We start from the raw sequence: 23393 nt of genomic DNA on the forward strand, positions 1-23393 counted from the left end.
TCCGCGTCCGCTTTTAGAGCGGTGACGCAGAGCGTCACAGGATGCATTCCCACGCGGAGCGTGGGAATGATCAGGCACAGACCGAGTCCCGGTCAGAGGCTTGGCAGCAACTTGGCCGGCACCAGCTCATTCAGGCAGCGGCTGGCGAGCAGCTCGCTGGCGGCGTTGATGTCCGGGGCGAAGAAGCGGTCCTTGTCATAGAACGCCACTTTGTCGCGCAGGATGCCACGGGCTTTTTCCAGCTTGGGCGAGGTCTTCAGGCCGTCGCGCAGGTCCAGGCCCTGGCACGCCGCGAGCCATTCCACCGCGAGGATGCCCCGGGTGTTCTCGGCCATTTCCCACAAACGCTTGCCCGCAGCCGGGGCCATGGACACGTGGTCTTCCTGGTTGGCCGAAGTCGGCAAGCTGTCGACGCTATGGGGATGGGCCAGCGCCTTGTTCTCGCTGGCGAGCGCGGCAGCGGTCACCTGGGCGATCATGAAACCGGAGTTCACCCCGCCATTGCCCACCAGAAACGGCGGCAGTTGCGACATGTGCTTGTCCATCATCAACGAGATCCGACGCTCGCTCAGGGAGCCGATTTCGGCAATGGCCAGCGCCATGTTATCGGCGGCCATGGCCACGGGTTCGGCGTGGAAGTTGCCACCGGAAATCACGTCACCCTCGGCGGCAAAGACCAGCGGGTTATCCGACACTGCGTTGGCTTCTACCACCAGCACCTCGGCGGCCTGGCGCAATTGAGTCAGGCACGCGCCCATGACCTGTGGCTGGCAACGCAGGGAATACGGGTCTTGAACCTTGTCGCAGTTCTGGTGCGATTGGGACACCTGGCTGCTCTCACCGAGCAGGTCACGATAGGCCGCTGCCGAGTCGATCTGGCCGCGCTGGCCACGCGCCGCATGAATACGTGCATCGAACGGCGAACGCGAACCCAGTACCGCTTCCACAGTGAGGCCGCCGCAAGCGAGGGCAGCGGCGAACAGGTCTTCGCCTTCGAACAGGCCACGCAGGGCATAGGCCGTGGACACCTGGGTGCCGTTGAGCAGCGCCAGGCCTTCTTTGGCGGCCAGGGTCAGCGGCGTGAGGCCGGCGATTTTCAGTGCCTCGGTGGCTTCCAGCCATTCGCCCTTGTAACGCGCCTTGCCTTCGCCAAGCAGTACCAGGGACATGTGCGCCAGCGGCGCCAGGTCACCGGAAGCACCCACTGACCCCTTGAGCGGAATGTGCGGGTACACCTCGGCGTTGATCAGCGCGATCAGCGCGTCGATCACCTGGCGACGAATCCCGGAGAAGCCACGGCTCAGGCTGTTGACCTTGAGCACCATGACCAGTCGCACCAGTGCATCGCTGATCGGCTCACCGACGCCGGCGGCGTGGGACAGCACCAGCGAACGCTGGAGGTTTTCCAGATCTTCGCTGGCGATGCGGGTCGATGCCAACAGGCCAAAACCGGTGTTGATGCCGTAGGCGGTGCGGTTCTCGGCGAGAATCTGCTCCACGCAGGCAACGCTGGCTTCGATCTGGGCCGAGGCGCTGTCATCCAGGCTGAGGGTTACTGGCTGCTGGTAGATGGCACGCAGTTGGGCGAGGCTCAGTTGGCCTGGAATCAGGTTTAGCGCAGTCACATTCATACTCCTTGTGAATTGTTCTTAGGTGTTCAGTGCAAATTCGGTAAAGCAGTGTCTTTAAGCAATTGGGCAGCGGCGGCAATATCCGGCGCCAGCCAGCGGTCCTGTTCATAAGCAGGGACCACTTCGCGCAGCAAACGCCAGGCGCGGTCGGTACCGGCGCCGAAGCGCTGGTCCTTGAGAAACTCGAAAGCCTGGGCCGCCAGCAGGTACTCGATGGCAAGAATCTGGGTGACGTTGGCCAGCACCTGGTGCAACTTGAGCGCGGCGTTGGTGCCCATGCTCAAGTGGTCTTCCTGCAGGCCTGAGGTGACGAAATTGTCGAGCACCGCCGGTTGCGCCAACTGGCGGTTCTGCCCGCACAAGGACGCGGCGACGTACTGCACGATCATCATTCCGGAGTTGACGCCCGGGTTGCTCACCAGGAAGGCTGGCAGGCCGCTGACATGCGGGTTGACCAGGCGATCCAGGCGACGCTCGGCCACCGAACCGATCTCGGCCATGGCGATGGCGAGCATGTCGGCCGCCAACGCGACGGACTGCCCGTGAGGGTTGGCCTGGGACACCACGCGGTAATTATCCGGCGTGCCCAGCACCAGCGGGTTGTCGGTGGCGCTGTTGAGTTCGGTCTCGATCTGGCGCGTGGCGTGTTCTACCTGGTCGCGGGCCGCGCCGTGAATCTGCGGAATCGAGCGAATGCTCAAGGCGTCCTGGGTGCGAATACCTTTGCTGCTGGCAATCACCTCACTGCCGTCGAGCAGGGCACGCAGGTTGATACCTACGTGCTGCATGCCCGGGTGCGGCTTGAGGGCGATGATGGCTTCGTCAAAGGCGTCAATCTGGCCGCGCTGGGCTTCGAAGCTCATGGCACCGATCACGTCGGCCCACTGCAGCAAGTGATGCGCGTCGGCCAGGGCCAGGCAGCTCAGGCCGGTCATGCACGGCGTGCCATTGACCAGGCACAGGCCGTCTTTGGCGCCGAGCACCACCGGCTGCAAGCCTTCAGCCTGCAACGCGTGTTGCGCCGTGACGATCTGGCCGCGATAACTCACATTACCAACGCCCAGCAGGGCCACGCCGATATGGGCCATGTGGGTCAGATACCCCACCGAGCCTTGGGACGGTACTTGCGGGGTGATGCCGTGGTTGAGCAGCGCCAGCAGCGCGTGCACCACCTGCGGATGCAGGCCGGATTTGCCGTGGCTGTAGTTGATGATCGCCGCGCAGATGATCGCACGGGTTTGCTCATCGCTGAGCACCGGGCCGACGCCGCAGGCGTGGCTCAACAGCGTATTGCGCGACAGTTGGCTCAGTTGCTCGGTCTTGAGCGAGACGTTGCACAACGCGCCCAGGCCGGTGTTGACACCATAGGCACGCTCGCCGCTGGTGACGATGCGCTGCACGATGGCCTGGGCATTGTCGATACGCGCCCAGGCGTGGCCCGACAGTTCGAGCATGGCGCCGTGGCGGGCGACGGCGGTGACGTCCTGCCAGCGCATGGGGGTGTCGGCGATGATGATTTTGGTTGCCTGGGACATCTTCATACCTTCTTCAATTCTTAGGCAGCATTGATCGTTCCCACGCTCTGCGTGGGTACGCCGCCTGGGACGCTCTGCGTCCCCCCAAGTGACGCGGAGCGTCACGAAATGCGTTCCCACGCGGAGCGTGAGAACGATCAAGCCCGGATCAGACCACCGCCGCCCGCCGCTGAACAAAGCGGTCCACATACTCATCCGCCGGCGAGTGCAGAATCTCTCGCGGCGTGCCGACCTGGATCAGCTTGCCGTCCTTGAGGATCGCAATGCGGTTGCCGATGCGCACGGCCTCGTCGAGATCGTGGGTGATAAACACGATGGTCTTGTGCAGGGTCTTTTGCAGCTCGAGCAACTGATCCTGCATCTCGGCGCGGATCAACGGGTCGAGGGCGCTGAAGGCTTCGTCCATCAGGATGATGTCGGTGTCGGCCGCCAAGGCGCGGGCCAGGCCCACGCGCTGGCGCATGCCGCCGGACAGCTGGTGCGGGTATTTGTTTTCGTAGCCTTTGAGGCCCACGGTTTCGATCCAGTGCAACGCACGTTCGGCGCAGACTTGCTTGGTTTCGCCACGCACTTTCAGGCCGTAGGCAACGTTGTCGAGCACGCTCTTGTGCGGCAGCAGGCCGAAGCTCTGGAACACCATGCTGATCTTGTGCCGACGGAATTGGCGCAGGGCTTCCATGTCCAGTTGCAGGATGTCTTCGCCATCCACCAGGATCGCGCCGCTGGTGGGGTCGATCAGGCGGTTGAAGTGGCGCACCAGGGTGGATTTGCCCGAACCCGACAAGCCCATGATCACAAAGATCTCACCGGTGCCGATGTTCAGGGACAAGTCATTGACGCCGACCACGCAACCGGTCTCGGCCAGTACCTGGTCCTTGGTCTTGCCCTGGCCGACCATGGCCAGCGCATCCTTGGCGCGTGCGCCGAAAATTTTGAAGACGTTTTTGACTTCGATTTTGCTGACAGTCGTCATTTGCTCGCCTCATGCCGTGGGCGGCCATAAGCCTGGGTAATGCGGTCGATGACCACTGCGAGAATCACGATCGCCAGCCCGGCTTCAAGGCCGCGGCCGACGTTGAGGGTCTGGATGCCGACGAGCACGTCTTCACCCAAGCCACGGGCACCGATCATCGAGGCGATCACCACCATCGACAGCGCCATCATGGTGGTCTGGTTGATCCCGGCCATGATGCTTGGCAGCGCCAGCGGCAATTGCACGCCGAACAGTTGCTGCCAGCGGTTGGCGCCGAAGGCGTTGATGGCTTCCATGACTTCGCCATCGACCTGGCGAATACCCAGGTCTGTCAGGCGAATCAGCGGCGGCGCGGCGTAGATCACCGTAGCGAAAATCGCCGGGACCTTGCCCAGGCCGAACAGCATCAGCACCGGGATCAGGTACACGAAGCTGGGCATGGTTTGCATGATGTCCAGCAGCGGCATCAGCACCGAACGCAGGCGATTACTGCGCGCCGACAAGATACCCAGGGGGATGCCGATCAACACCGAAATCACCGTGGCCACCATCATCAATGCCAGGGTTTGCATCAGCTTGTCCCACAGGCCAACGGCGCCCACCAGGAACAGCAAACCGACGATCACCGCCGTGGTCACCACCTTGCGTGTGGCGTGCCAGGCGATGCCCCCGACGATGGCCAGCATCAGCCACCAGGGCGCTGCGCGCAGCAGGCCTTCCAGGTTGACGATGGCCCACAGCAGCGTATCGGAGATGTGCCGGAACACATCGCCGTAGTTGGTGACCAGTGCGTCCACCCAACCGTTGACCCAGTCGGCGATGGAAAAGGTAAAGCTCTCAGGAAACATATCGTGCTCTCGATCCAGTGGGTTGTGGCCAGCCGCCCGGCCACCCTTGAGGGTAGCCGTGCACACTTGACCTACAAGGCCGCGTCGATTTTCTTGGCTGCGTCTTCGCTCACCCAGGCGTGCCAGACTTCAGGATGTTCCTTGAGGAATATTTTCGCCAGTTTCGGCGACTCGATCCGCTCCTTGGCCATGCGGCCCAGGTTCTGGTTCAGCAGGTCGATGGGCAGGTTGACCTTTTCCAGCACGGCCACCAGTTCCGGGGCTTGCTCGTGGAAAGTCTTGGAGAGGCCGACCTTGATGCTCACGGTTTTGTCCACGCCGGGCTTCTCTTCCAACTTGACCAGATCGACCTGGCCCATCAGCGGTGTCGGTGACCAGTAGTAGAACAGGATCGGCTCGCCGCGCTTGTAGCTCGACAGTACCGCCGCATCCAGCGCCGGGCCGGTGCCCGGGCGGAAGTTGGTATAGGTGCTTTCCAGGCCGTAGCTCTTGAGCATTTCGCTGTTGTCCAGCTCGCAGGTCCAGCCGGCCGGGCAGTTGTAGAAACGGCCCTTGGACGGCTCTTCCTGGTCCTTGAACACCGAGGCGTACTTGGCCAGGTCGGCGATGTTTTTCAGGTCCGGCGCCTTGGCTTCCAGCTTGCGCTTGGCGTCACCTTCGATCACATAGCGCGGCACGTACCAGCCTTCGACCGCGCCCACCACCGGGGCACCGACGCCAACGACTTTGCCGGCCTTCTCGGCTTTGTTCCAGACCTCGCTGCGGCCTACCCACTCCTCGGCGAACACTTGGATATCGTTGCTGCCCAGGGCGTTTTCCATGGTGATGGAATTGCCCGGCAAGCTGTCGGTTTTGCAGTCGTAGCCTTTTTCGAGCACGGTTTGCAGGATGTCGGTGAGCAACATGCCGCTTTCCCAATTCAGTCCGGCGAATTTCACCGGTTTACCCGACTCGCACCAACCGGCCGCCTGGGCGCCGGCACTTGCCAGCACGCCGGCCGCGAACAAAGTAGCCAGCAAGGTCTTATTCATAGTCATTGTTGTGACGCTCCCAATCTTGAAATGGATTACGGCAGTCAGTAGGCGTCCTGCCCTGTCCACGTCCCATCAGGCTTGTGCAGCCAGCTCGTTTGTTATGGGTGAAGCGCCCTGCTCTTTTGGCAGGATCAGGTGATCGGGTACCGTGCCGTGCCATTTTTTCGCACACACGTAATACAGGGCCGCCGGCAGTACCAGGCCGATGATCCAGGAGATATCCACATCACCCAGCGCGGCCACCAGGGGACCGGTGTAGAACTTGGTGGAGATGAACGGCAGCTGCACCAGTACGCCGAACACATAGACGCTGATGCCCAGCAGGTTCCAGCGGCCGTAGCGACCGTTCGGATCGGCCAGCGCCGGCACGTCATAACGCTCGCGGGTGATGCAGTAGTAATCCACCAGGTTGATCGCGCTCCAAGGCGTAAAGAACGCCAACAGGAACAGGATGAACGACTTGAATGCACCGAGGAACGAATGCTGGCCGAGCAACGCGATCAGCGTGGCCGTGCCGACGATCATCAACACGAATACCAGACGCTGCAGACGCGTGACCTCCAGACGCCCACGAAAGCCGCTGATGATAGTGGCGATGCACATGAAGCTGCCGTAGGAATTGAGCGTCGAGATGGTGACCTTGCCGAACGCGATGCTGAAATACAGCAACGCAGCGGTGGCCCCCGTGCCGCTCAAGCCAACGATGTACGCCACCTCGTGACCGGCAAACTGCCCGTTGGACATGGCCGCGGCAAACACGCCGAGGACCATCGCCACTTGGGCCCCGATGACCGAACCTGCGCCAGCAGCGAGAAAGGTTTTGACCGATGAGGTGTGGCTCGGCAGGTAACGCGAGTAATCCGCCACGTAAGGGCCGAACGCAATCTGCCAAGAGGCCGCCAGCGACACGGCCAGCAGGAAACTGCTCCAGCTGAAGTGGCGGATCTGCAGGAGCGCGCCAACGTCGGTCTGGCTCATCAGGCGGCTGAACAGGTACACAAAGGCAACCACGCCAATCAGGCTGGCGACCCGGCCGATGAAGTGGATCACTCGGTAACCCAGCACCGTGACCAGCACGATGACACTGGCGAAGATCAGGATGCCGACGCTGTCGCTGACCCCGAACAACTGGCCCAGCGCCTGGCCCGACAGCACGGTACCGGTGGCGGTGAAACCCAGGTACATCAAGCACACCAGCACAATCGGAATGGCCGCCCCATACACGCCGAACTGCACCCGGCTGGAAATCATCTGCGGCAGGCCAAGCTTGGGGCCTTGCGCCGCATGCAGCGCCATGACGCAACCGCCGATCAATTGACCGATGAGCAAGCCGATCAACGACCAGAACACATCACCGCCCAGCACCACGGCCAACGCCCCGGTGACAATCGCAGTGATCTGCAGGTTGGCACCCATCCACAGGGTGAATTGACTGAATAGACGACCATGTCTTTCCGCTTCCGGGATGTAGTCGATCGAACGTTTCTCGATCAACGGGGTGGTGTCGTTTGCAGCCATGTTGTTCAACCTCTGATGGATTGTTTTGTATGCATCTTGCTCTTCTGTGGGCGCTGGCTTGCTGTGGCGAGGGAGCTTGCTCCCGTTCGACAGCGAAGCTGGAGCCGGCTTTTTGGGGCTGCTTCGCACCCCAGCGCAAGCAAGCTTGCTCGCCACACAAGCCCACCCCACATTGAGTTACTTGATCATCGGCAGGTTCAGGCCTTGTTCCTTGGCGCAGTCGACAGCGATCTGGTAACCCGCATCCGCATGACGCATCACCCCGGTCGCCGGGTCGTTGTGCAGCACGCGGGCAATCCGCTCGGCCGCTTCGTCAGTACCGTCGCACACAATCACCATCCCCGAGTGCTGGGAGAAGCCCATGCCCACGCCGCCACCGTGGTGCAGCGAGACCCAGGTGGCGCCGCTCGCGGTGTTGAGCAAGGCGTTGAGCAGTGGCCAGTCGGACACAGCGTCGGAGCCGTCCTGCATGGCTTCGGTTTCGCGGTTCGGGCTGGCGACCGAGCCGGAGTCCAGGTGATCACGGCCGATCACGACCGGCGCGGACAGCTCGCCGCTGCGCACCATTTCGTTGAACGCCAGGCCCAACTTGGCACGCTGGCCCAGGCCGACCCAGCAGATACGTGCCGGCAGGCCCTGGAAGCTGATGCGCTCGCGGGCCATGTCCAGCCAGTTGTGCAGGTGGGCATCGTCCGGGATCAGTTCTTTGACTTTGGCGTCGGTCTTGTAGATGTCTTGCGGGTCGCCGGACAGCGCCGCCCAACGGAACGGGCCGATGCCACGGCAGAACAGTGGGCGGATGTAAGCCGGTACGAAACCTGGGAAGTCGAACGCGTTTTCCACGCCCTCTTCCTGGGCCATCTGGCGGATGTTGTTGCCGTAGTCGAAGGTCGGGATGCCTTGCTTCTGGAATTCCAGCATGGCTTTGACGTGGACGGCCATCGACTGCTTGGCGGCCTTGATCACGGCGGCCGGCTCGGTCTTGGCGCGAGCGCGGTATTCGTCCCAGGTCCAGCCCGCCGGCAGGTAGCCGTTGAGTGGGTCGTGGGCGCTGGTCTGGTCGGTGACCATGTCCGGGCGCACGCCGCGCTTGACCAGTTCCGGCAGGATCTCTGCGGCGTTGCCCAGCAGGGCGATGGAGATGGCCTTGCCTTCCTTGGTGTACTTGGCGATACGGGCCAGGGCGTCGTCGAGGTCGGTGGCCTGCTCGTCGACGTAGCGGCTGTTCAGGCGGAAGTCGATGCTGACTTGCTGGCACTCGATGTTCAGCGAGCAGGCGCCGGCCAGGGTCGCGGCCAGTGGCTGCGCGCCGCCCATGCCGCCGAGGCCGGCGGTGAGCACCCAACGGCCGGTCAGGTCGCTGTTGTAATGCTGGCGGCCGGCTTCCACGAAGGTTTCGTAGGTGCCTTGAACGATGCCCTGGCTGCCGATGTAGATCCAGCTGCCGGCGGTCATCTGGCCGTACATGGCCAGGCCCTTGGCATCCAGTTCGTTGAAATGCTCCCAACTGGCCCAGTGCGGTACCAGGTTGGAGTTGGCAATCAGCACGCGCGGGGCGTTGCTGTGGGTCTTGAACACGCCGACTGGCTTACCGGATTGCACCAGCAGGGTTTCGTCGTCGTTCAGATTGGTGAGGCTCTCGACGATCTGGTCGTAGCACTCCCAGTTGCGCGCCGCACGGCCGATACCGCCGTACACCACCAATTCTTTGGGATTCTCGGCCACTTGCGGGTCGAGGTTGTTCATCAGCATGCGCAGCGGCGCTTCGGTCAGCCAGCTTTTGGCGGTGAGCTTGTTACCGCGGGCGGCGCGGATTTCGACGTCACGGTATTTTGTAGGCTTGGTCACAGCTAGGACTCCTCGGCGATCGATGCGCGAACATGGATGGTGCGAAGTCTTACGCACACATCTTTACTTGTATGTACAAGCATATGCAATCGAGCGGCCAACTTTTGAAATGAGCCTTGCAGATTTTTTCCGAAGGCGCGCGCAAGCCTTGATAATCAAGGCTTGGAGGTTTGATGAAATTTCTTACGGAGGCGTTTTACAGGAATGAGGACTTGTCACGACAGCGTGGCTTTGCGTCACGCTGGGGCGTTCGGTAACAAATTGGTGCGCGGTCTTGGGAACAGCGCACAAACAAATGTGGGAGCTGGCTTGCCTGCGATAGCGGTGTGTCAGTCAGCACATCCTAGGCTGATACACCGCTATCGCAGGCAAGCCAGCTCCCACAGTTTTTAACCGCGTGCGGTCAGTTCGATGATGCAGCAGCGGCCTGTGACCGATATTTCCAGCAGTTCAGTGTTACCGTCCACTTGCAGGCAATCGTGGTGGCCGAGCTTCTCGCCCAGCACCTTCACTTCGTCCGCCACGCTGAAAACCAGCACCGTCTGCGCAGTACTGAAAAACTGCTGCACGCCATCCATCCACTGCAAGCGTGCATGGTAACGCTCGGGCGAATAGATAAGATTGAAGTCGCGGATTGGCCCGGTGATCAAACGGCATGACACCTGGCTTTCGCCCTTGAACGCGAACGGCTGCAACGGTAATAACCCGCGCTGCTCCTCACCGTCTACGGTCAGCACCATGCCGGCGCCTTTGATCACCGTAATCACGCGCTGGTAACCGGCGAAGGTGGAGAACCCACCCGACTCGGCGATATCGGCAATCGACAAACGCCAGCCAAATCCATCCAGGCCGGTGCCGGCGTCGCGACTGACTTCTTCGGTACTGCCGCCGCCGTTCTTCCACGGCATGCGTACGTAGTCGGCGGCGCGCCAGACGTTGATCTCACTCATTTACTGAAGCGTCCTTCGAGGCTGTGACGGGAACCGGGGTGGATCAACCGCGCCGCAGTCACCGGCTGGCGACCCGACCAGGTGCGTCGGCGAATCAACAGGCACGGCTCGCTCGGCTCGATCTGCAACAACTTGCACTCGGCGGCATCGGCGAGAATCGCCTCAACCACATGCTCACCCTCAGTCAACGGCGCGACCTGGTTCAAATAGGCATACGGGGTTTGCTGGGTGAAGTCCTGCTGCAGGTATTCCGGCGCGACCAGAGCGTTGACGAAACGGTCTTCGATTTGCACAGGAATGTCGTTCTCGTAATGCACGATCAACGAGTGGAACACCCGCCCGCCTTCGCGCATTTCCAAGGCGACGGCGCGCTCGGAACCAGCAGCTTCTTCGCCCAGGGTGATGACCTGGCAAGTGTGCCGATGCCCGCGGGAGGCGATTTCATCGGCGATGTTGTGCACTTCAAACAGGGCCGACTGGCTTTTCGGCTCGGCAACAAACGTACCCACACCCTGCATACGCACCAACAAGCCTTCGGCGGTCAGCTCGCGCAGGGCACGGTTGATGGTCATGCGGCTGAAGCCCAACTCGCTGACCAGCTCGCTTTCCGACGGCACGCGGTAATGGGGCGGCCAGTTGCCGTTGAGGATCTGCTGGCTGATCATCTGTTTGACGCGGGCATACAAGGGCGCCGGACTTTCGTCCATGTGGGCAGCCAGCGAAGAGTTGGCGGGCGGAGTCGGCACAGGGAATCCTTGCAGGGGAAAAAGATGCATAGATTGCCGGAGTTTACCGAGCAGGCAAACGTCTGTATATGTATATACAAATAAACACACGACCGGGGTGCCTTGATCATGTCCGCTTTCTTTGCCGAACGCGCACTGCTGCCTAATGGATGGGCCAATGATGTACGTCTTGAAGTCGGCGCCGATGGCCTGCTGACAAAGGTTGAGCCCAATGCCAGTGCAGAAGGCGCGGAACGGCTCAGGGGCCCGGTGTTGGCGGGCATGCCGAACCTGCACTCCCATGCCTTCCAACGCGCCATGGCGGGCTTGGCCGAAGTGGCCGGCAACCCCAACGACAGTTTCTGGACCTGGCGCGACTTGATGTACCGCATGGTCGGCAAGATCAACCCCGAGCAGTTACAGGTCATCGCCCGTCAGCTGTATATCGAAATGCTCAAGGCCGGCTACACCTCGGTGGCCGAGTTTCATTACGTGCACCACGATGTCAGCGGCCAGCCCTATGCCGACCGTACGGAGCTGTCCCGCCAGATCAGCCAGGCGGCCGCCAGCAGCGGGATCGGCCTGACCTTGCTGCCGGTGCTCTACACCCACGCGGGTTTTGGTGGCCAAGCGCCGAATGAAGGCCAGCGACGGTTTATCAACAGCACGGAACACTACCTGGACCTGCAAGCACGCCTGCAGCCCATTCTGGCGGCACAACCGGCGCAGCAACTGGGCCTGTGCTTCCACTCCCTGCGCGCCGTAACCCCCGAACAAATCCATACCGTGCTGGGCGCCAGTGACAAAAACTGCCCCGTGCATATCCACATCGCCGAACAGCAAAAAGAAGTCGACGACTGCCTGGCCTGGAGCGGCAAGCGCCCGTTGCAGTGGCTGTATGACAATGTCGAGGTGGATGATCGCTGGTGCCTGGTGCATGCCACCCATGCCGATGCCGACGAAGTCACGCGCATGGCCAACAGCCGAGCGATTGCCGGTTTGTGCCTGACCACCGAAGCCAACCTGGGCGATGGGATTTTTCCGGCGGTGGACTTCCTCGCTCAGGGCGGCCGCATAGGCATCGGTTCCGACAGCCATGTGTCACTGAGCGTGGTGGAAGAACTGCGTTGGCTGGAATACGGCCAGCGCCTGCGCGATCAACGGCGCAACCGCCTGTATCGCAGCGATCAGCCGATGGTGGGTCGCCCGCTGTTCGATGCTGCGCTGGACGGTGGCGCACAAGCGCTGGGCCAGCCGATTGGTCGACTGCAAGTGGGCAAGCGTGCGGACTGGATAGTGCTGGACGGTAGCGACCCGTACTTGGCGACGGCCAGTGAGGATGGAATTCTCAACCGCTGGCTTTTTGCCGGTGGTGATCGGCAAGTGCGCGATGTACTGGTCAATGGCAAATGGGTGGTGCGAGATGGGCATCATGCTGGCGAAGAAGACAGCAGTCGGGCATTCACCCAGGTCCTGAAGGACTTGCTGAACTGACGACCAACCCATAACAACTGTGGGAGCTGGCTTGCCTGCGATACAGACACCTCGGCGCTTCAGTTACACCGGGTTGATGCTATCGCAGGCAAGCCAGCTCCCACATTTGATTGAGGGGCCGCAAATTACTGAGACGTCTTCGCCATCTGCTTATCCGACGTGCGCCAGATCAACCGCGTGGTGTCATAGCCTTGCTGTCGCGCCCTGCTCAGCAGGTCTTCGCGGGTATCGGCACTCACCGTCGGCGTGCGCGACAGGATCCACATATAGCGACGGCTCGGGCTGCCGACGATGGCGGTCTTGTAGTCATCGCTGACATACAGCACCCAGTAGTCGCCCTTGGCAACGCCCGGCAACAGCGATGTAAACCAGTTATTGAATTCCACCCACAGTTTGTCGGTCTTGCCTGGCACCTGCGGCGTTGCCGTGCCTTTGGCCTCTTGCCACTTCCACTCAGGCGTCAGGCAGCGGTTGAAAACCGACATGTCACCATCAGGCAGCAAGGTGTAGCGGGCTTCCGATTGCGCACAGTTGCGCTGGAAGTACATCGGCAACCGGGCCAACTCATACCAGGTGCCCTGGTAACGCTTGAGGTTGACGTTGCTCGCAGTCTTGGGTTGCAGATCATCGCCAGAATGGCTGGCGCAGCCCGCCAAAAACAGGCTGGCGCAAAGGAACAAAACAAAACGCATCATTCTTCTTCTCCCGCAGGCTCGCGCCCCGGTTTACTTCAGGCCTTGCCCGGAAAACATCAGAACTTTGTCACCGGCGTACTGCACGCTGATAAAGCTGTTTTTATCGCCCCAGGTGCAGCTGGACATGCCCAGTGCGCCGGAACAATCGGTTGGCTTACCCAGCAACGACTCCACCTCGGCCTTGGCCATGCCGGCCGAGAGCTTTTGGTAGTTTTCTTGGGTGACCTTGCTGCAAGCGGCTAAGAGCACGCAAAAAGCCAGCAGGGCGAGACGGCGTATAGACATGGAAAAGCTCCTGGAGAGACAAAGCAGCTGGGGTATCTGCCAGAAGCTTAGAAGGGAAAAGGGGTGTCTGGTTCCCGACGAGCGAAAACAAAAAAGCCCCGAAAACGCTGAAACGTTTCGGGGCTTCTTTAACGGTGATCCATCTCACAATACAGCGGCTCACCGCTCGTTACGGCTTACTTCTTGTGATAGGCCGTCACGCGCTCAACTTCTTCCTTCGAACCCAGGAATACCGCCACACGCTGGTGCAGGCCTTCAGGCTGAATGTCGAGGATGCGCTGGTGGCCGTCGGTGGACGCACCGCCTGCCTGTTCAACCAAAAACGACATCGGGTTGGCTTCGTACATCAGGCGCAGCTTGCCTGGCTTGGACGGCTCGCGGCTGTCGCGTGGGTACATGAACAGCCCACCACGGGTCAGGATGCGGTGTACGTCGGCAACCATCGCGGCCACCCAGCGCATGTTGAAGTTCTTCTTCAGCGGGCCTTCTTCGCCTTCCATCAGCTCGTTGACGTAGCGCTTCACCGGTTCTTCCCAGTGGCGCTGGTTGGACATGTTGATGGCAAATTCCTGGGTAGAGGCAGGAATCGAAATGTCTTCGTGGGTCAGCACGAAGCTGCCCATTTCACGGTCCAGGGTGAAGCCCTTGACGCCGTCGCCCAGGGTCAGCACCAGCATGGTCTGTGGGCCGTAGATCGCGTAGCCGGCAGCAACCTGCTCGGTGCCTGGCTGCAGGAAAGCCTTTTCGTTCAGGGCTTCGTTCTGGCTCAGGTATTCGTTGGGGCAACGCAGTACCGAGAAGATGGTGCCGACCGGTGCGTTGATGTCGATGTTGGACGAACCGTCCAGTGGGTCGAACACCAGCAGGTATGCGCCCTTCGGGTATTTGCCTGGGATCTGGTAGGCATTGTCCATTTCTTCGGACGCCATGCCGGCCAGGTGGCCGCCCCATTCGTTGGCTTCGAGCAGGATTTCGTTGGACAGAACGTCCAGTTTCTTCTGCACTTCGCCCTGCACGTTTTCAGTGCCCATGCTGCCCAGGACACCGCCCAGTGCGCCTTTGGAAACGGCGTGGCTGATTTCCTTGCAAGCACGCGCCACCACTTCGATAAGGAAGCGCAGATCGGCAGGCGTGTTGTTGCTGCGGGTCTGCTCGATCAAATAGCGACTCAAGGTAACGCGGGACATGGAAGGCTCCGGAGAATGGGGGGCTAAAAACCCGCGCAGTTTAGCGCGAGTCGGGGCTGATTTCCTCTAATCAGAGGATTTAACGCCAATAGAGTTCACGACCCAATGCAATAGCCCTCTGTAGGAGCGAGCTTGCTCGCGAAAAACTCACACGCGCCGCGTTCATTCAGCAAGCACGCGTTATCGTTGGAGCTCTTCGCGAGCAAGCTCGCTCCTACAGGGGTATCAGTTAGTCGAGGGCTTTCCAGATCTCGGTGGCGTACTCGCGGATGGTGCGGTCAGAGCTGAACCAGCCCATGCGCGCCGTGTTGAGCACCGCCGAGCGCCACCAGGCCTTGGAGTCGTGCCAATGCGCTTCGACCCGCGCCTGGGCGTCCCAGTAGGCGTCAAAGTCGGCACACACCAGGAAGCGATCGTAGTCGATCAGCCCATCGATCAGGCCCACATAGCGGCCCGGGTCATCCGGCGAAAATACCCCACCACGGATCGCTTGCAGCACGTCGTTCAAGCGATGGGACGCGGCGATGTCCGGCCCGGCGCTGAACTCGCCGGCGTGCTTGCGGGCTTCTACCTGCTGGGCGCTGAGGCCAAAGATAAACATGTGCTCGGCGCCGACCCGCTCGTGCATCTCCACATTGGCGCCGTCCATGGTGCCAATGGTCAGCGCGCCGTTGAGGCCGAACTTCATGTTGCTGGTGCCGGACGCTTCGAAGCCGGCCGTGGAAATCTGCTCCGACAAATCCGCTGCCGGAATGATGCTTTCCGCCAGGCTGACGTTGTAGTTGGGCAGGAACACCACCTTGAGCAGGCCGCGTACGGTCGGGTCGTTGTTGACGGTGCGGGCGATGTCGTTGGTCAGCTTGATGATCAGCTTGGCCTGGTGATAACTGGCCGCTGCCTTACCCGCGAAGATTTTCACCCGCGGCACCCAATCGATGCCCGGCTCGGCACGGATCGCCTGGTACAGCGCCACGGTGTGCAGCAGGTTGAGCAGTTGGCGCTTGTATTCGTGGATGCGCTTGACCTGCACGTCGAACATCGCCGCCGGGTTGATCGCAATGCCCAGGCGCTCATGGATGATCTGCGCCAGTGCGCGCTTGCTGTGCAGGCGCTGTTCAGCGAACGCTTTGCGGAAGGCCGGTTTCTCGGCAAAGGGTTCCAACTCGATAAGACGCTGCTCGGGCTGGTCCAGAATATCCGGGCCCAGGGCTTCCACCAGCATATCGGTCAACTTGGGGTTGGCCTGGTACAACCAGCGACGGAAGGTAATGCCGTTGGTTTTGTTGTTGATGCGCTCGGGGTAGAGCTTGTGCAGTTCGGAGAACACCGTGCTGCGCATTAGCTGGGTATGCAAACCGGACACGCCGTTGACGCTATGGGAGCCCAGGAATGCCAGGTTGCCCATGCGCACGCGGCGGCCGTTGTCTTCTTCGATCAGCGACACAGCGCGCAAGACATCAAAGTCGTGGATGCCTTTGGCACGCAGCGAGTCGATGTGCTGGGCGTTGATCAGGTAGATGATCTGCATGTGCCGCGGCAGCATGCGCTCCATCAAACCGACAGGCCAGGTTTCCAGGGCCTCGGGCAGCAAGGTGTGGTTGGTGTACGAAAGGGTCTCGACGGTGACATCCCACGCGGCTTCCCACGGTACATCGTGCAGGTCGACCAGTTGGCGCATCAACTCGGCCACGGCGATGGACGGGTGGGTGTCGTTGAGCTGGATGGCGGCGTGCTCGCCCAGGCTGAGCACCGAACCGTGCATGTTCTTGTGGCGGCGCAGCAAATCCTGCAGGGACGCGGAGACGAAGAAATATTCCTGGCGCAGGCGCAGCTCCTGCCCTGCTTCGGTGCTGTCGGCCGGGTAAAGCACTCGGGAGATGCTTTCGGCACGGGCCACCTCGGCGACGGCGCCCAAGTGGTCACCGGCGTTGAAGCGCTCCAGATGCAGGTCTTCTACAGCCCGCGCACGCCATAGGCGCAGGGTGTTGACGCTGGCGCCGCGCCAACCGACGACCGGCGTGTCATAGGCAACAGCACGTACGGTTTCGTTGGGCGACCATACCTGGATCATCTTGCCGGAGGCGTCCGCAACGGTTTCGACGCTGCCGCCAAAGCCAATCGGGTAAATCACTTCGGCGCGCTCGAATTCCCAAGGGTTACCGAAATCCAGCCAGCGTTCGGTCTGTTCCTGCTGCCAACCGTCGACAATGGCCTGGCGGAACAGGCCGTGTTCATAACGAATGCCATAGCCGTGGCCAGCAATGCCGAGGGTCGACATGCTTTCCATAAAGCACGCCGCCAGCCGGCCCAGGCCACCGTTGCCGAGCGCCGCGTCGGGCTCCAGCAGGCGGATGCGTTCCAGATCCACGCCCAGCTCCGACAGCGCTTCACGAGCGATCTCCAGCACACCCAGGTTGCTCAGGCTGTCGTAGAGCAACCGGCCAATGAGAAATTCCAGGGACAGGTAATAAACGCGCTTCTGGCCTTTGCGATAAATACGTCGCGTGTGGTCCATCCAGTGATCGACCATCTGGTCGCGGGCGGCCAGCGCAATGGCTTCGAACCAATCATGGTCGAAGGCGTGATCCGGGTCCTTGCCCACCGCGTAGGTGAGTTTGGTCAAGACAGCATCGCGGAATGCGGCTACCTCTGCTTCTCGTGCAAGCGGTTCCTGAGACATCGGTGCGACCTCGGGCGAGATTGAAGGAGTTGCTAGAGCCTAGTCGGTCTGACAGACGGTAGACGTGCTGGTTCGGCAGTTTTTTAACTCATTCGCCATGGGCTGAATTTGATGCAGGGGTCGTGCCCGATCAGACCGTGGCTAAACCTTTGAGCTGAAACCTGCAAAATATTGTTCAAAAAACCACCAATCCCGGTATGATCGCGCGCCCGGATAACGCCCCACCTTGGAACCTTGATGAAGCCTCAACTGATCGCCGCCGCGGAACTCGACCGTCTAGAGACCTGGCAGAAATATTCCGCCCATATGTGCGGCGGCTGCGTGTCCAGCTGCTGCACGCTGCCGGTGGAGGTGAAGATCAAGGACCTGATCCGCATTGGCATCGTCGATGAGTTCGAGCGCGGCGATCCGCCGAAGAACATCGCCAAGCGTTTGCAGAAAGAAGGCATCGTCGAGCGGTACAACAACAAGTCCGAAATTTTTACCCTGCAGCGCATGAGCAACAACGACTGCCTGTACCTGGATCGTAAGACGCGCTTTTGCACTATTTATGACAAGCGCCCGGATACGTGCCGCAACCACCCGAAAATCGGGCCGCGGCCGGGGTATTGCGCGTATAAGCCCAAGGAAGTGGTGCGCGAGACCAACTTCAAGACCCTCGACAAGTTCTAAGTTTTTGATCGTTCCCACGCTCTGCGTGGGAACGATCACAACACACAAACTGCAGGCATAAAAAAACGCCCCCGGCCTTTCGACCGGGGGCGTTTTTCATTCAGCCTGAGTTAACTCAGTTCTTGGCTTTCTTGGCAGCGCGGGTACGCTCGCCTTCGTCCAGGATCTTCTTACGCAGGCGGATCGACTTAGGCGTGACTTCGCACAGCTCGTCGTCCTGGATGAATTCCAGGGCCTGTTCCAGGGTGAAGCGAACAGGTGGAACCAGAGCGATGGTTTCGTCTTTGCCCGAAGCACGCATGTTGTCGAGCTTCTTGCCTTTGGTTGGGTTCACGCCCATGTCGTTGTCGCGGCTGTTCAGACCAACGATCTGGCCGTTGTAGATCTCTTGACCGTGTTCAACGAACAGCTTGCCACGCGCCTGGAGGGTTTCCAGGGAGTAGGTCAGCGCCTTGCCGGTTTCTACCGATACCAGAACACCGTTCTGACGGCCGGACATGTCGCCGGACTTCATGGTGTCGTAGCGATCGAAGATCGAGGTCAGGATGCCAGCACCGTTGGTCAGGGTCAGGAACTGGTTACGGAAACCGATCAGACCACGAGCAGGGATGTTGTATTCCAGACGCACACGGCCTTTGCCATCCGGCACCATGTTGGTCAGGTCGCCCTTACGCAGGCCCATCTCTTCCATGACCTTGCCCTGGGACTCTTCCGGGGTGTCGATGGTGACGTTTTCGAACGGTTCCTGCTTCACGCCGTCAACTTGACGGATGATCACTTCCGGACGACCAACACCCATTTCGAAGCCTTCGCGACGCATGGTTTCGATCAGTACCGAGAGGTGCAGCTCACCACGGCCGGAGACCTTGAACTTGTCAGCCGAGTCGCCTTCTTCAACGCGCAGAGCAACGTTATACAGCAGCTCCTTGTCCAGACGCTCCTTGATGTTACGGGAGGTCACGAACTTGCCTTCTTTACCGCAGAAAGGCGAGTCGTTTACCTGGAAGGTCATGGAAACGGTTGGCTCGTCAACGGTCAGAGGCTTCATCGCCTCGACGTTGTCCGGCTGGCACAGGGTGTCGGAGATGAACAGCGAGTCCATACCGCTCACGCATACGATGTCGCCAGCGAAAGCTTCTTCAACGTCGATGCGGTGCAGGCCGTGGTGACCCATCAGCTTCAGGATACGACCGTTACGCTTCTTGCCGTCGGCGCCGATAGCGACAACCGGGGTGTTCGGCTTGACGCTACCACGAGCGATACGGCCAACGCCGATAACACCCAGGAAGCTGTTGTAGTCCAGTGCCGAGATTTGCATCTGGAACGGGCCTTCACGGTCGACTTTCGGTGCTGGTACGTTGTCGACGATCGACTGGTACAGCGGAGTCATGTCTTCAGCCATGTCGGTGTGGTCAAGACCAGCAATACCGTTCAGGGCCGAAGCGTAGATGACTTGGAAGTCCAGCTGTTCTTCGGTGGCACCCAGGTTGTCGAACAGATCGAAGATCTGGTCCAGAACCCAGTCCGGACGCGCGCCTGGACGGTCAACCTTGTTGATGCACACGATCGGACGCAGGCCGGCTTCGAAAGCCTTCTTGGTCACGAAACGGGTTTGCGGCATAGGGCCGTCTTGAGCGTCAACCAGCAGCAGAACGGAGTCAACCATCGACATTACGCGTTCTACTTCGCCGCCGAAGTCGGCGTGGCCCGGGGTATCCACGATGTTGATGTGGTAGCCGTTCCAGTTGATAGCGGTGTTTTTTGCCAGGATGGTAATACCGCGCTCTTTTTCCTGGTCGTTGGAGTCCATCACGCGCTCGTCGTTGAGCTCGTTGCGCTCCAGGGTGCCAGATTGACGCAGGAGTTTGTCTACCAGGGTGGTTTTACCATGGTCAACGTGAGCAATGATGGCGATGTTACGTAGATTTTCGATCACTTGTGTATCTCGATCAGAGGATTCGGTGTGCTGACAGGTCGTGGCAGCGATTAACAGTAGAGTCAGGCCTTGCCGTTACAGCTTGACGGCAGAGTCGGGGGGCCGGTGACGCAGGCCACAGGCAAACAGCCCCGGGCTCTTAGCTCGGTCGATAAACGCGCACATTGGCATGCCCCTCACTGAGCAAATGGTGGGCATGCAGGCGACTCATCACGCCTTTGTCGCAATACAACAGGTACTGACGGCTGTTATCCAGTTCCTTGAAACGCGCGTTCAATGCGTAGAACGGCAGCGTTTGCACGTCGATGCCAGCGATTTCCAGCGGCTCATCCTCGGCGGCATCCGGATGACGGATGTCGATGACGATCTGGCCGGCCAGGGCTTCGCTGACTTCTTCGATTTGCACATCCTGGCCCAATTCGTCGATCACTCGATCGATTGGCACCAGCTTGGCGTTCTCGAGCGCACGCTCCAGAATCGCCATGTCGAATTCTTTTTCTTCATGCTCCACGCGGTGACGCTTGGCGTGGGTCTTGGGGTTCACCGAAATGACCCCGCAGTATTCAGGCATATGCTTGGCAAAGTCGGCGGTGCCGATTTGCTCTGCCAGGTCGATGATGTCCTGCTTGTGGCTGGCGATCAGCGGGCGTAGCACCAGCTTCTCGGTCACGCAGTCAATGATCGACAGGTTAGGCAGCGTCTGGCTGGAAACCTGGGAAATCGCTTCGCCGGTCACCAGAGCGTCGATCTGCAATTGATCGGCGATTCGGGACGCAGCGCGCAACATCATACGCTTCAATACTACGCCCATATGACTGTTATCGACTTTGCCGAGAATTTCGCCCAGCACTTCCTCGAACGGTACGCTTACAAATAGCACGCGCTGGGAGCTGCCGTATTTCTTCCAGATAAAGTGCGCGACTTCCATCACGCCCAATTCATGTGCACGCCCGCCCAGGTTGAAGAAGCAGAAGTGGCTCATCAGGCCGCGACGCATGATCTGGTAGGCCGCCACCGTGGAATCGAAACCGCCGGACATCAATACCAGGGTTTGTTCCAGGGCACCCAGCGGGTAGCCGCCGATGCTGTTGTGCTGGCTGTGGATCACAAACAACCGTTGGTCGCGAATTTCCATGCGCACTTCAATTTGTGGCGCTTTGAGGGAAATTCCAGCGGCGCCGCACTCACGACGCAGCTTGCTGCCGACGTATTTCTCGACGTCCATGGAGCTGAACGGATGCTTGCCGGCACGCTTGCAGCGCACCGAAAAAATCTTGCCTTCAAGCGCACTACCGTAGTGCTGCTTGCACTTTTCGGTGATGTCGTCGAAGTCGCCCAGCGGGTACTCATCCACCTGCAGGAAATGCGCGATGCCCGGCATGCAACTCAGGCGCTCGGTCATGTCCTTCAAGGCTTTGGCGTCGGTAATGCGGGTTTCCAGCTCGAGGTTGTCCCACACGCCGTTCACCACCACAGCCGGGTCCAGGTCACGGAGCACGGCACGGATGTTCTTGGCCAACTGACGGATGAAACGCGTCCGTACCGGTCGGCTTTTGATGGTGATCTCGGGGAAGACTTTAACGATTAATTTCATGGAAACAGCGCGCGCCGGGCCTGCTGAAAAAGGGGGGCGCGGATTATAGCGGAAATCGCTCAAGGTTTAACCAGTTAATATGCATTGCATACGCAATGCACCAAAACGGGTCATTTACACAAATAAACGCTACATTGCAGTGCGCGATTTATGCCGTTTTTGCCGATTGCACCGTTATAGGGGCCATTTTGAGGCAAAACGGCCATGTTGGCGCACTGGCATGCAATTTGCTCTCTTGTGAGGCAGGTTGCCTTGGCGGAGTATCCGCGCCGGCATCACCCAAATTCTAAGGGCTAACTCCACTACCCAAGCCCGAAGCCACCCGGAGGACACCATGTCGAAGTCGGTTCAACTCATCAAAGATCATGACGTTAAATGGATTGATCTGCGCTTCACGGACACAAAAGGCACTCAGCACCACGTGACCATGCCGGCTCGCGATGCGCTGGAAGATGACTTCTTCGAAGTCGGCAAGATGTTCGACGGTTCCTCCATCGCCGGCTGGAAAGGCATCGAAGCCTCCGACATGATCCTGCTGCCAGACGACAGCACCGCCGTACTCGACCCATTCACCGAAGAGCCGACCCTGATCCTGGTGTGCGACATCATCGAACCTTCGACCATGCAAGGCTATGACCGCGACCCACGCGCCATCGCCCACCGTGCCGAGGAATACCTGAAGTCCACCGGTATCGGCGACACCGCATTCTTCGGCCCTGAGCCAGAGTTCTTCATCTTCGACTCGGTGAAGTTCAAATCCGACATCTCCGGCTCCATGTTCAAGATTTTCTCCGAGCAAGGCTCGTGGATGTCCGACCAGGACGTGGAAGGCGGCAACAAAGGCCACCGTCCAGGCGTGAAAGGCGGCTACTTCCCAGTACCACCGTTCGACTTCGACCATGAAATCCGTACTTCCATGTGCAACGCACTGGAAGAAATGGGCCAGACCGTTGAAGTTCACCACCACGAAGTGGCGACTGCCGGCCAGAACGAAATCGGCGTGAAATTCAACACGCTGGTGAAGAAGGCTGACGAAGTTCAAACCCTGAAATACTGCGTGCACAACGTTGCCGATGCCTATGGCCGCACCGCTACCTTCATGCCTAAGCCGCTGTACGGCGATAACGGCTCGGGCATGCACGTTCACGTATCGATTTCCAAAGACGGCAAGAACACCTTCGCCGGCGAAGGCTATGCCGGCCTGTCCGACACCGCTCTGTACTTCATCGGCGGCATCATCAAGCACGGCAAGGCCCTGAACGGCTTCACCAACCCGTCGACCAACTCCTACAAGCGTCTGGTCCCAGGTTTTGAAGCGCCGGTGATGCTGGCCTACTCGGCACGCAACCGCTCCGCTTCGATCCGTATTCCTTACGTCAACAGCCCTAAAGGCCGTCGTATCGAAGCGCGCTTCCCAGACCCGGCTGCCAACCCTTACCTGGCCTTCGCCGCCCTGATGATGGCCGGCCTGGACGGTATCCAGAACAAGATCCACCCTGGCGACGCCGCCGACAAAAACTTGTACGACCTGCCGCCTGAAGAGGCCAAAGAGATCCCACAAGTGTGCGGCAGCCTGAAAGAAGCCCTGGAAGAGCTGGACAAGGGCCGTGCGTTCCTGACCAAGGGCGGCGTTTTCAGCGACGACTTCATCGACGCTTACATCGCCCTGAAAAGCGAAGAAGAAATCAAAGTACGCACCTTCGTACACCCACTGGAATACGAGCTGTACTACAGCTGCTAATCCGGTAGCGCTGCTTGAGGTAGCGTGATGAGAAAGACCTCCTTCGG

18 protein-coding genes are annotated in these 23393 nt (G+C 60.1%); 3 read left to right on the plus strand and 15 right to left on the minus strand.

What is annotated here, in order from left to right; translation table 11 throughout:
- Window positions 1–92: 92 nt before the first annotated feature.
- The 9 genes from hutH (HU730_RS11395) to hutC all read right to left on the minus strand — a co-directional run bounded on the left by hutH (HU730_RS11395) (window position 93) and on the right by hutC (window position 11044).
- Complete coding sequence (hutH, locus tag HU730_RS11395; protein WP_089042090.1) at window positions 93–1631, minus strand: histidine ammonia-lyase; 1539 nt, start codon at window positions 1629–1631, stop codon at window positions 93–95.
- Between the two features lie 26 nt (window positions 1632–1657).
- Complete coding sequence (gene hutH, locus HU730_RS11400) at window positions 1658–3166, minus strand: histidine ammonia-lyase (protein WP_186526751.1); 1509 nt, start codon at window positions 3164–3166, stop codon at window positions 1658–1660.
- A 148-nt stretch (window positions 3167–3314) separates the two neighbouring features.
- Window positions 3315–4139 carry a glycine betaine/L-proline ABC transporter ATP-binding protein gene (locus tag HU730_RS11405; protein ID WP_186526750.1) on the minus strand — a complete coding sequence of 275 codons (825 nt, stop codon included), beginning with the start codon at window positions 4137–4139 and terminating at the stop codon, window positions 3315–3317.
- Window positions 4136–4987 carry a proline/glycine betaine ABC transporter permease gene (locus tag HU730_RS11410; protein WP_003187838.1) on the minus strand — a complete coding sequence of 284 codons (852 nt, stop codon included), beginning with the start codon at window positions 4985–4987 and terminating at the stop codon, window positions 4136–4138. The genes HU730_RS11405 and HU730_RS11410 overlap by 4 nt, the downstream gene beginning before the upstream one ends.
- 71 nt (window positions 4988–5058) lie before the next feature.
- On the minus strand, window positions 5059–6024 hold the full coding sequence (locus HU730_RS11415; RefSeq protein ID WP_098949793.1) for an ABC transporter substrate-binding protein: 966 nt from the start codon (window positions 6022–6024) through the stop codon (window positions 5059–5061).
- A gap of 69 nt (window positions 6025–6093) precedes the next feature.
- On the minus strand, window positions 6094–7539 hold the full coding sequence (locus tag HU730_RS11420) for a cytosine permease (RefSeq protein WP_186526749.1): 1446 nt from the start codon (window positions 7537–7539) through the stop codon (window positions 6094–6096).
- 177 nt (window positions 7540–7716) lie between these two features.
- Window positions 7717–9387 (minus strand): urocanate hydratase, encoded by a 1671-nt coding sequence (gene hutU / locus HU730_RS11425; protein WP_034125546.1) that lies wholly within the window; start codon window positions 9385–9387, stop codon window positions 7717–7719.
- A gap of 389 nt (window positions 9388–9776) precedes the next feature.
- The gene (locus HU730_RS11430) at window positions 9777–10337 is read right to left on the minus strand and encodes a HutD family protein (RefSeq protein WP_057975381.1); all 561 of its coding nucleotides are present in this window, start codon (window positions 10335–10337) and stop codon (window positions 9777–9779) included.
- The gene (gene hutC / locus HU730_RS11435) at window positions 10334–11044 is read right to left on the minus strand and encodes a histidine utilization repressor (RefSeq protein ID WP_230182974.1); all 711 of its coding nucleotides are present in this window, start codon (window positions 11042–11044) and stop codon (window positions 10334–10336) included. The genes HU730_RS11430 and hutC overlap by 4 nt, the downstream gene beginning before the upstream one ends.
- 147 nt (window positions 11045–11191) lie before the next feature.
- Here hutC and HU730_RS11440 point away from each other — a divergent pair, with 147 nt between their 5' ends.
- Window positions 11192–12556: a formimidoylglutamate deiminase gene (locus tag HU730_RS11440; protein ID WP_186526748.1), complete on the plus strand. Its 1365-nt coding sequence runs from the start codon at window positions 11192–11194 to the stop codon at window positions 12554–12556.
- 125 nt (window positions 12557–12681) lie between these two features.
- Here the strand turns inward: HU730_RS11440 and HU730_RS11445 are convergent, their stop codons facing one another.
- The 4 genes from HU730_RS11445 to HU730_RS11460 all read right to left on the minus strand — a co-directional run bounded on the left by HU730_RS11445 (window position 12682) and on the right by HU730_RS11460 (window position 17403).
- Window positions 12682–13251 carry a lipocalin family protein gene (locus HU730_RS11445; protein WP_034117302.1) on the minus strand — a complete coding sequence of 190 codons (570 nt, stop codon included), beginning with the start codon at window positions 13249–13251 and terminating at the stop codon, window positions 12682–12684.
- A gap of 30 nt (window positions 13252–13281) precedes the next feature.
- On the minus strand, window positions 13282–13536 hold the full coding sequence (locus tag HU730_RS11450; RefSeq protein ID WP_003187823.1) for a hypothetical protein: 255 nt from the start codon (window positions 13534–13536) through the stop codon (window positions 13282–13284).
- Window positions 13537–13712: 176 nt separating this feature from the next.
- On the minus strand, window positions 13713–14723 hold the full coding sequence (locus HU730_RS11455) for a class 1 fructose-bisphosphatase (RefSeq protein WP_003187818.1): 1011 nt from the start codon (window positions 14721–14723) through the stop codon (window positions 13713–13715).
- Between the two features lie 229 nt (window positions 14724–14952).
- Window positions 14953–17403 (minus strand): glycogen/starch/alpha-glucan phosphorylase, encoded by a 2451-nt coding sequence (locus HU730_RS11460; RefSeq protein ID WP_034125542.1) that lies wholly within the window; start codon window positions 17401–17403, stop codon window positions 14953–14955.
- Between the two features lie 237 nt (window positions 17404–17640).
- On the opposite strand from HU730_RS11460, the gene HU730_RS11465 reads away from it, so the two are divergent.
- Window positions 17641–18075 carry a YkgJ family cysteine cluster protein gene (locus HU730_RS11465; protein ID WP_003187815.1) on the plus strand — a complete coding sequence of 145 codons (435 nt, stop codon included), beginning with the start codon at window positions 17641–17643 and terminating at the stop codon, window positions 18073–18075.
- 115 nt (window positions 18076–18190) lie between these two features.
- On the opposite strand, the gene typA is transcribed toward HU730_RS11465, so the two are convergent.
- Window positions 18191–20011, minus strand: coding sequence for a translational GTPase TypA (typA, locus tag HU730_RS11470; protein ID WP_014716526.1), 1821 nt, complete (start codon window positions 20009–20011; stop codon window positions 18191–18193).
- Between the two features lie 139 nt (window positions 20012–20150).
- Window positions 20151–21605, minus strand: coding sequence for a tRNA uracil 4-sulfurtransferase ThiI (gene thiI / locus HU730_RS11475; protein WP_161904196.1), 1455 nt, complete (start codon window positions 21603–21605; stop codon window positions 20151–20153).
- A 334-nt stretch (window positions 21606–21939) separates the two neighbouring features.
- Here thiI and glnA point away from each other — a divergent pair, with 334 nt between their 5' ends.
- Window positions 21940–23346, plus strand: a complete 1407-nt coding sequence (gene glnA / locus HU730_RS11480) for a type I glutamate--ammonia ligase (protein WP_003187811.1) — start codon at window positions 21940–21942, stop codon at window positions 23344–23346.
- Window positions 23347–23393 lie beyond the last annotated feature (47 nt).

The organism is Pseudomonas sp. SWRI22 (assembly GCF_014268395.2).
GTDB classification, from domain to species: Bacteria; Pseudomonadota; Gammaproteobacteria; order Pseudomonadales; family Pseudomonadaceae; genus Aquipseudomonas; species Aquipseudomonas paracarnis.

Excerpts from the sequence above, each read along its gene's own strand:
- HU730_RS11420 (WP_186526749.1), bottom strand. The coding sequence starts at position 7,539 with ATGGCTGCAAACGACACCACCCCGTTGATCGAGAAACGTTCGATCGAC.
- HU730_RS11410 (WP_003187838.1), bottom strand. The coding sequence starts at position 4,987 with ATGTTTCCTGAGAGCTTTACCTTTTCCATCGCCGACTGGGTCAACGGT.
- HU730_RS11450 (WP_003187823.1), bottom strand. The coding sequence starts at position 13,536 with ATGTCTATACGCCGTCTCGCCCTGCTGGCTTTTTGCGTGCTCTTAGCC.
- HU730_RS11460 (WP_034125542.1), bottom strand. The coding sequence starts at position 17,403 with ATGTCTCAGGAACCGCTTGCACGAGAAGCAGAGGTAGCCGCATTCCGC.
- HU730_RS11405 (WP_186526750.1), bottom strand. The coding sequence starts at position 4,139 with ATGACGACTGTCAGCAAAATCGAAGTCAAAAACGTCTTCAAAATTTTC.
- HU730_RS11445 (WP_034117302.1), bottom strand. The coding sequence starts at position 13,251 with ATGATGCGTTTTGTTTTGTTCCTTTGCGCCAGCCTGTTTTTGGCGGGC.
- glnA (WP_003187811.1), top strand. The coding sequence starts at position 21,940 with ATGTCGAAGTCGGTTCAACTCATCAAAGATCATGACGTTAAATGGATT.
- HU730_RS11415 (WP_098949793.1), bottom strand. The coding sequence starts at position 6,024 with ATGACTATGAATAAGACCTTGCTGGCTACTTTGTTCGCGGCCGGCGTG.
- hutH (WP_089042090.1), bottom strand. The coding sequence starts at position 1,631 with ATGAATGTGACTGCGCTAAACCTGATTCCAGGCCAACTGAGCCTCGCC.
- HU730_RS11465 (WP_003187815.1), top strand. The coding sequence starts at position 17,641 with ATGAAGCCTCAACTGATCGCCGCCGCGGAACTCGACCGTCTAGAGACC.
- hutC (WP_230182974.1), bottom strand. The coding sequence starts at position 11,044 with ATGGACGAAAGTCCGGCGCCCTTGTATGCCCGCGTCAAACAGATGATC.
- HU730_RS11455 (WP_003187818.1), bottom strand. The coding sequence starts at position 14,723 with ATGTCCCGCGTTACCTTGAGTCGCTATTTGATCGAGCAGACCCGCAGC.
- hutH (WP_186526751.1), bottom strand. The coding sequence starts at position 3,166 with ATGTCCCAGGCAACCAAAATCATCATCGCCGACACCCCCATGCGCTGG.
- HU730_RS11440 (WP_186526748.1), top strand. The coding sequence starts at position 11,192 with ATGTCCGCTTTCTTTGCCGAACGCGCACTGCTGCCTAATGGATGGGCC.
- thiI (WP_161904196.1), bottom strand. The coding sequence starts at position 21,605 with ATGAAATTAATCGTTAAAGTCTTCCCCGAGATCACCATCAAAAGCCGA.
- HU730_RS11430 (WP_057975381.1), bottom strand. The coding sequence starts at position 10,337 with ATGAGTGAGATCAACGTCTGGCGCGCCGCCGACTACGTACGCATGCCG.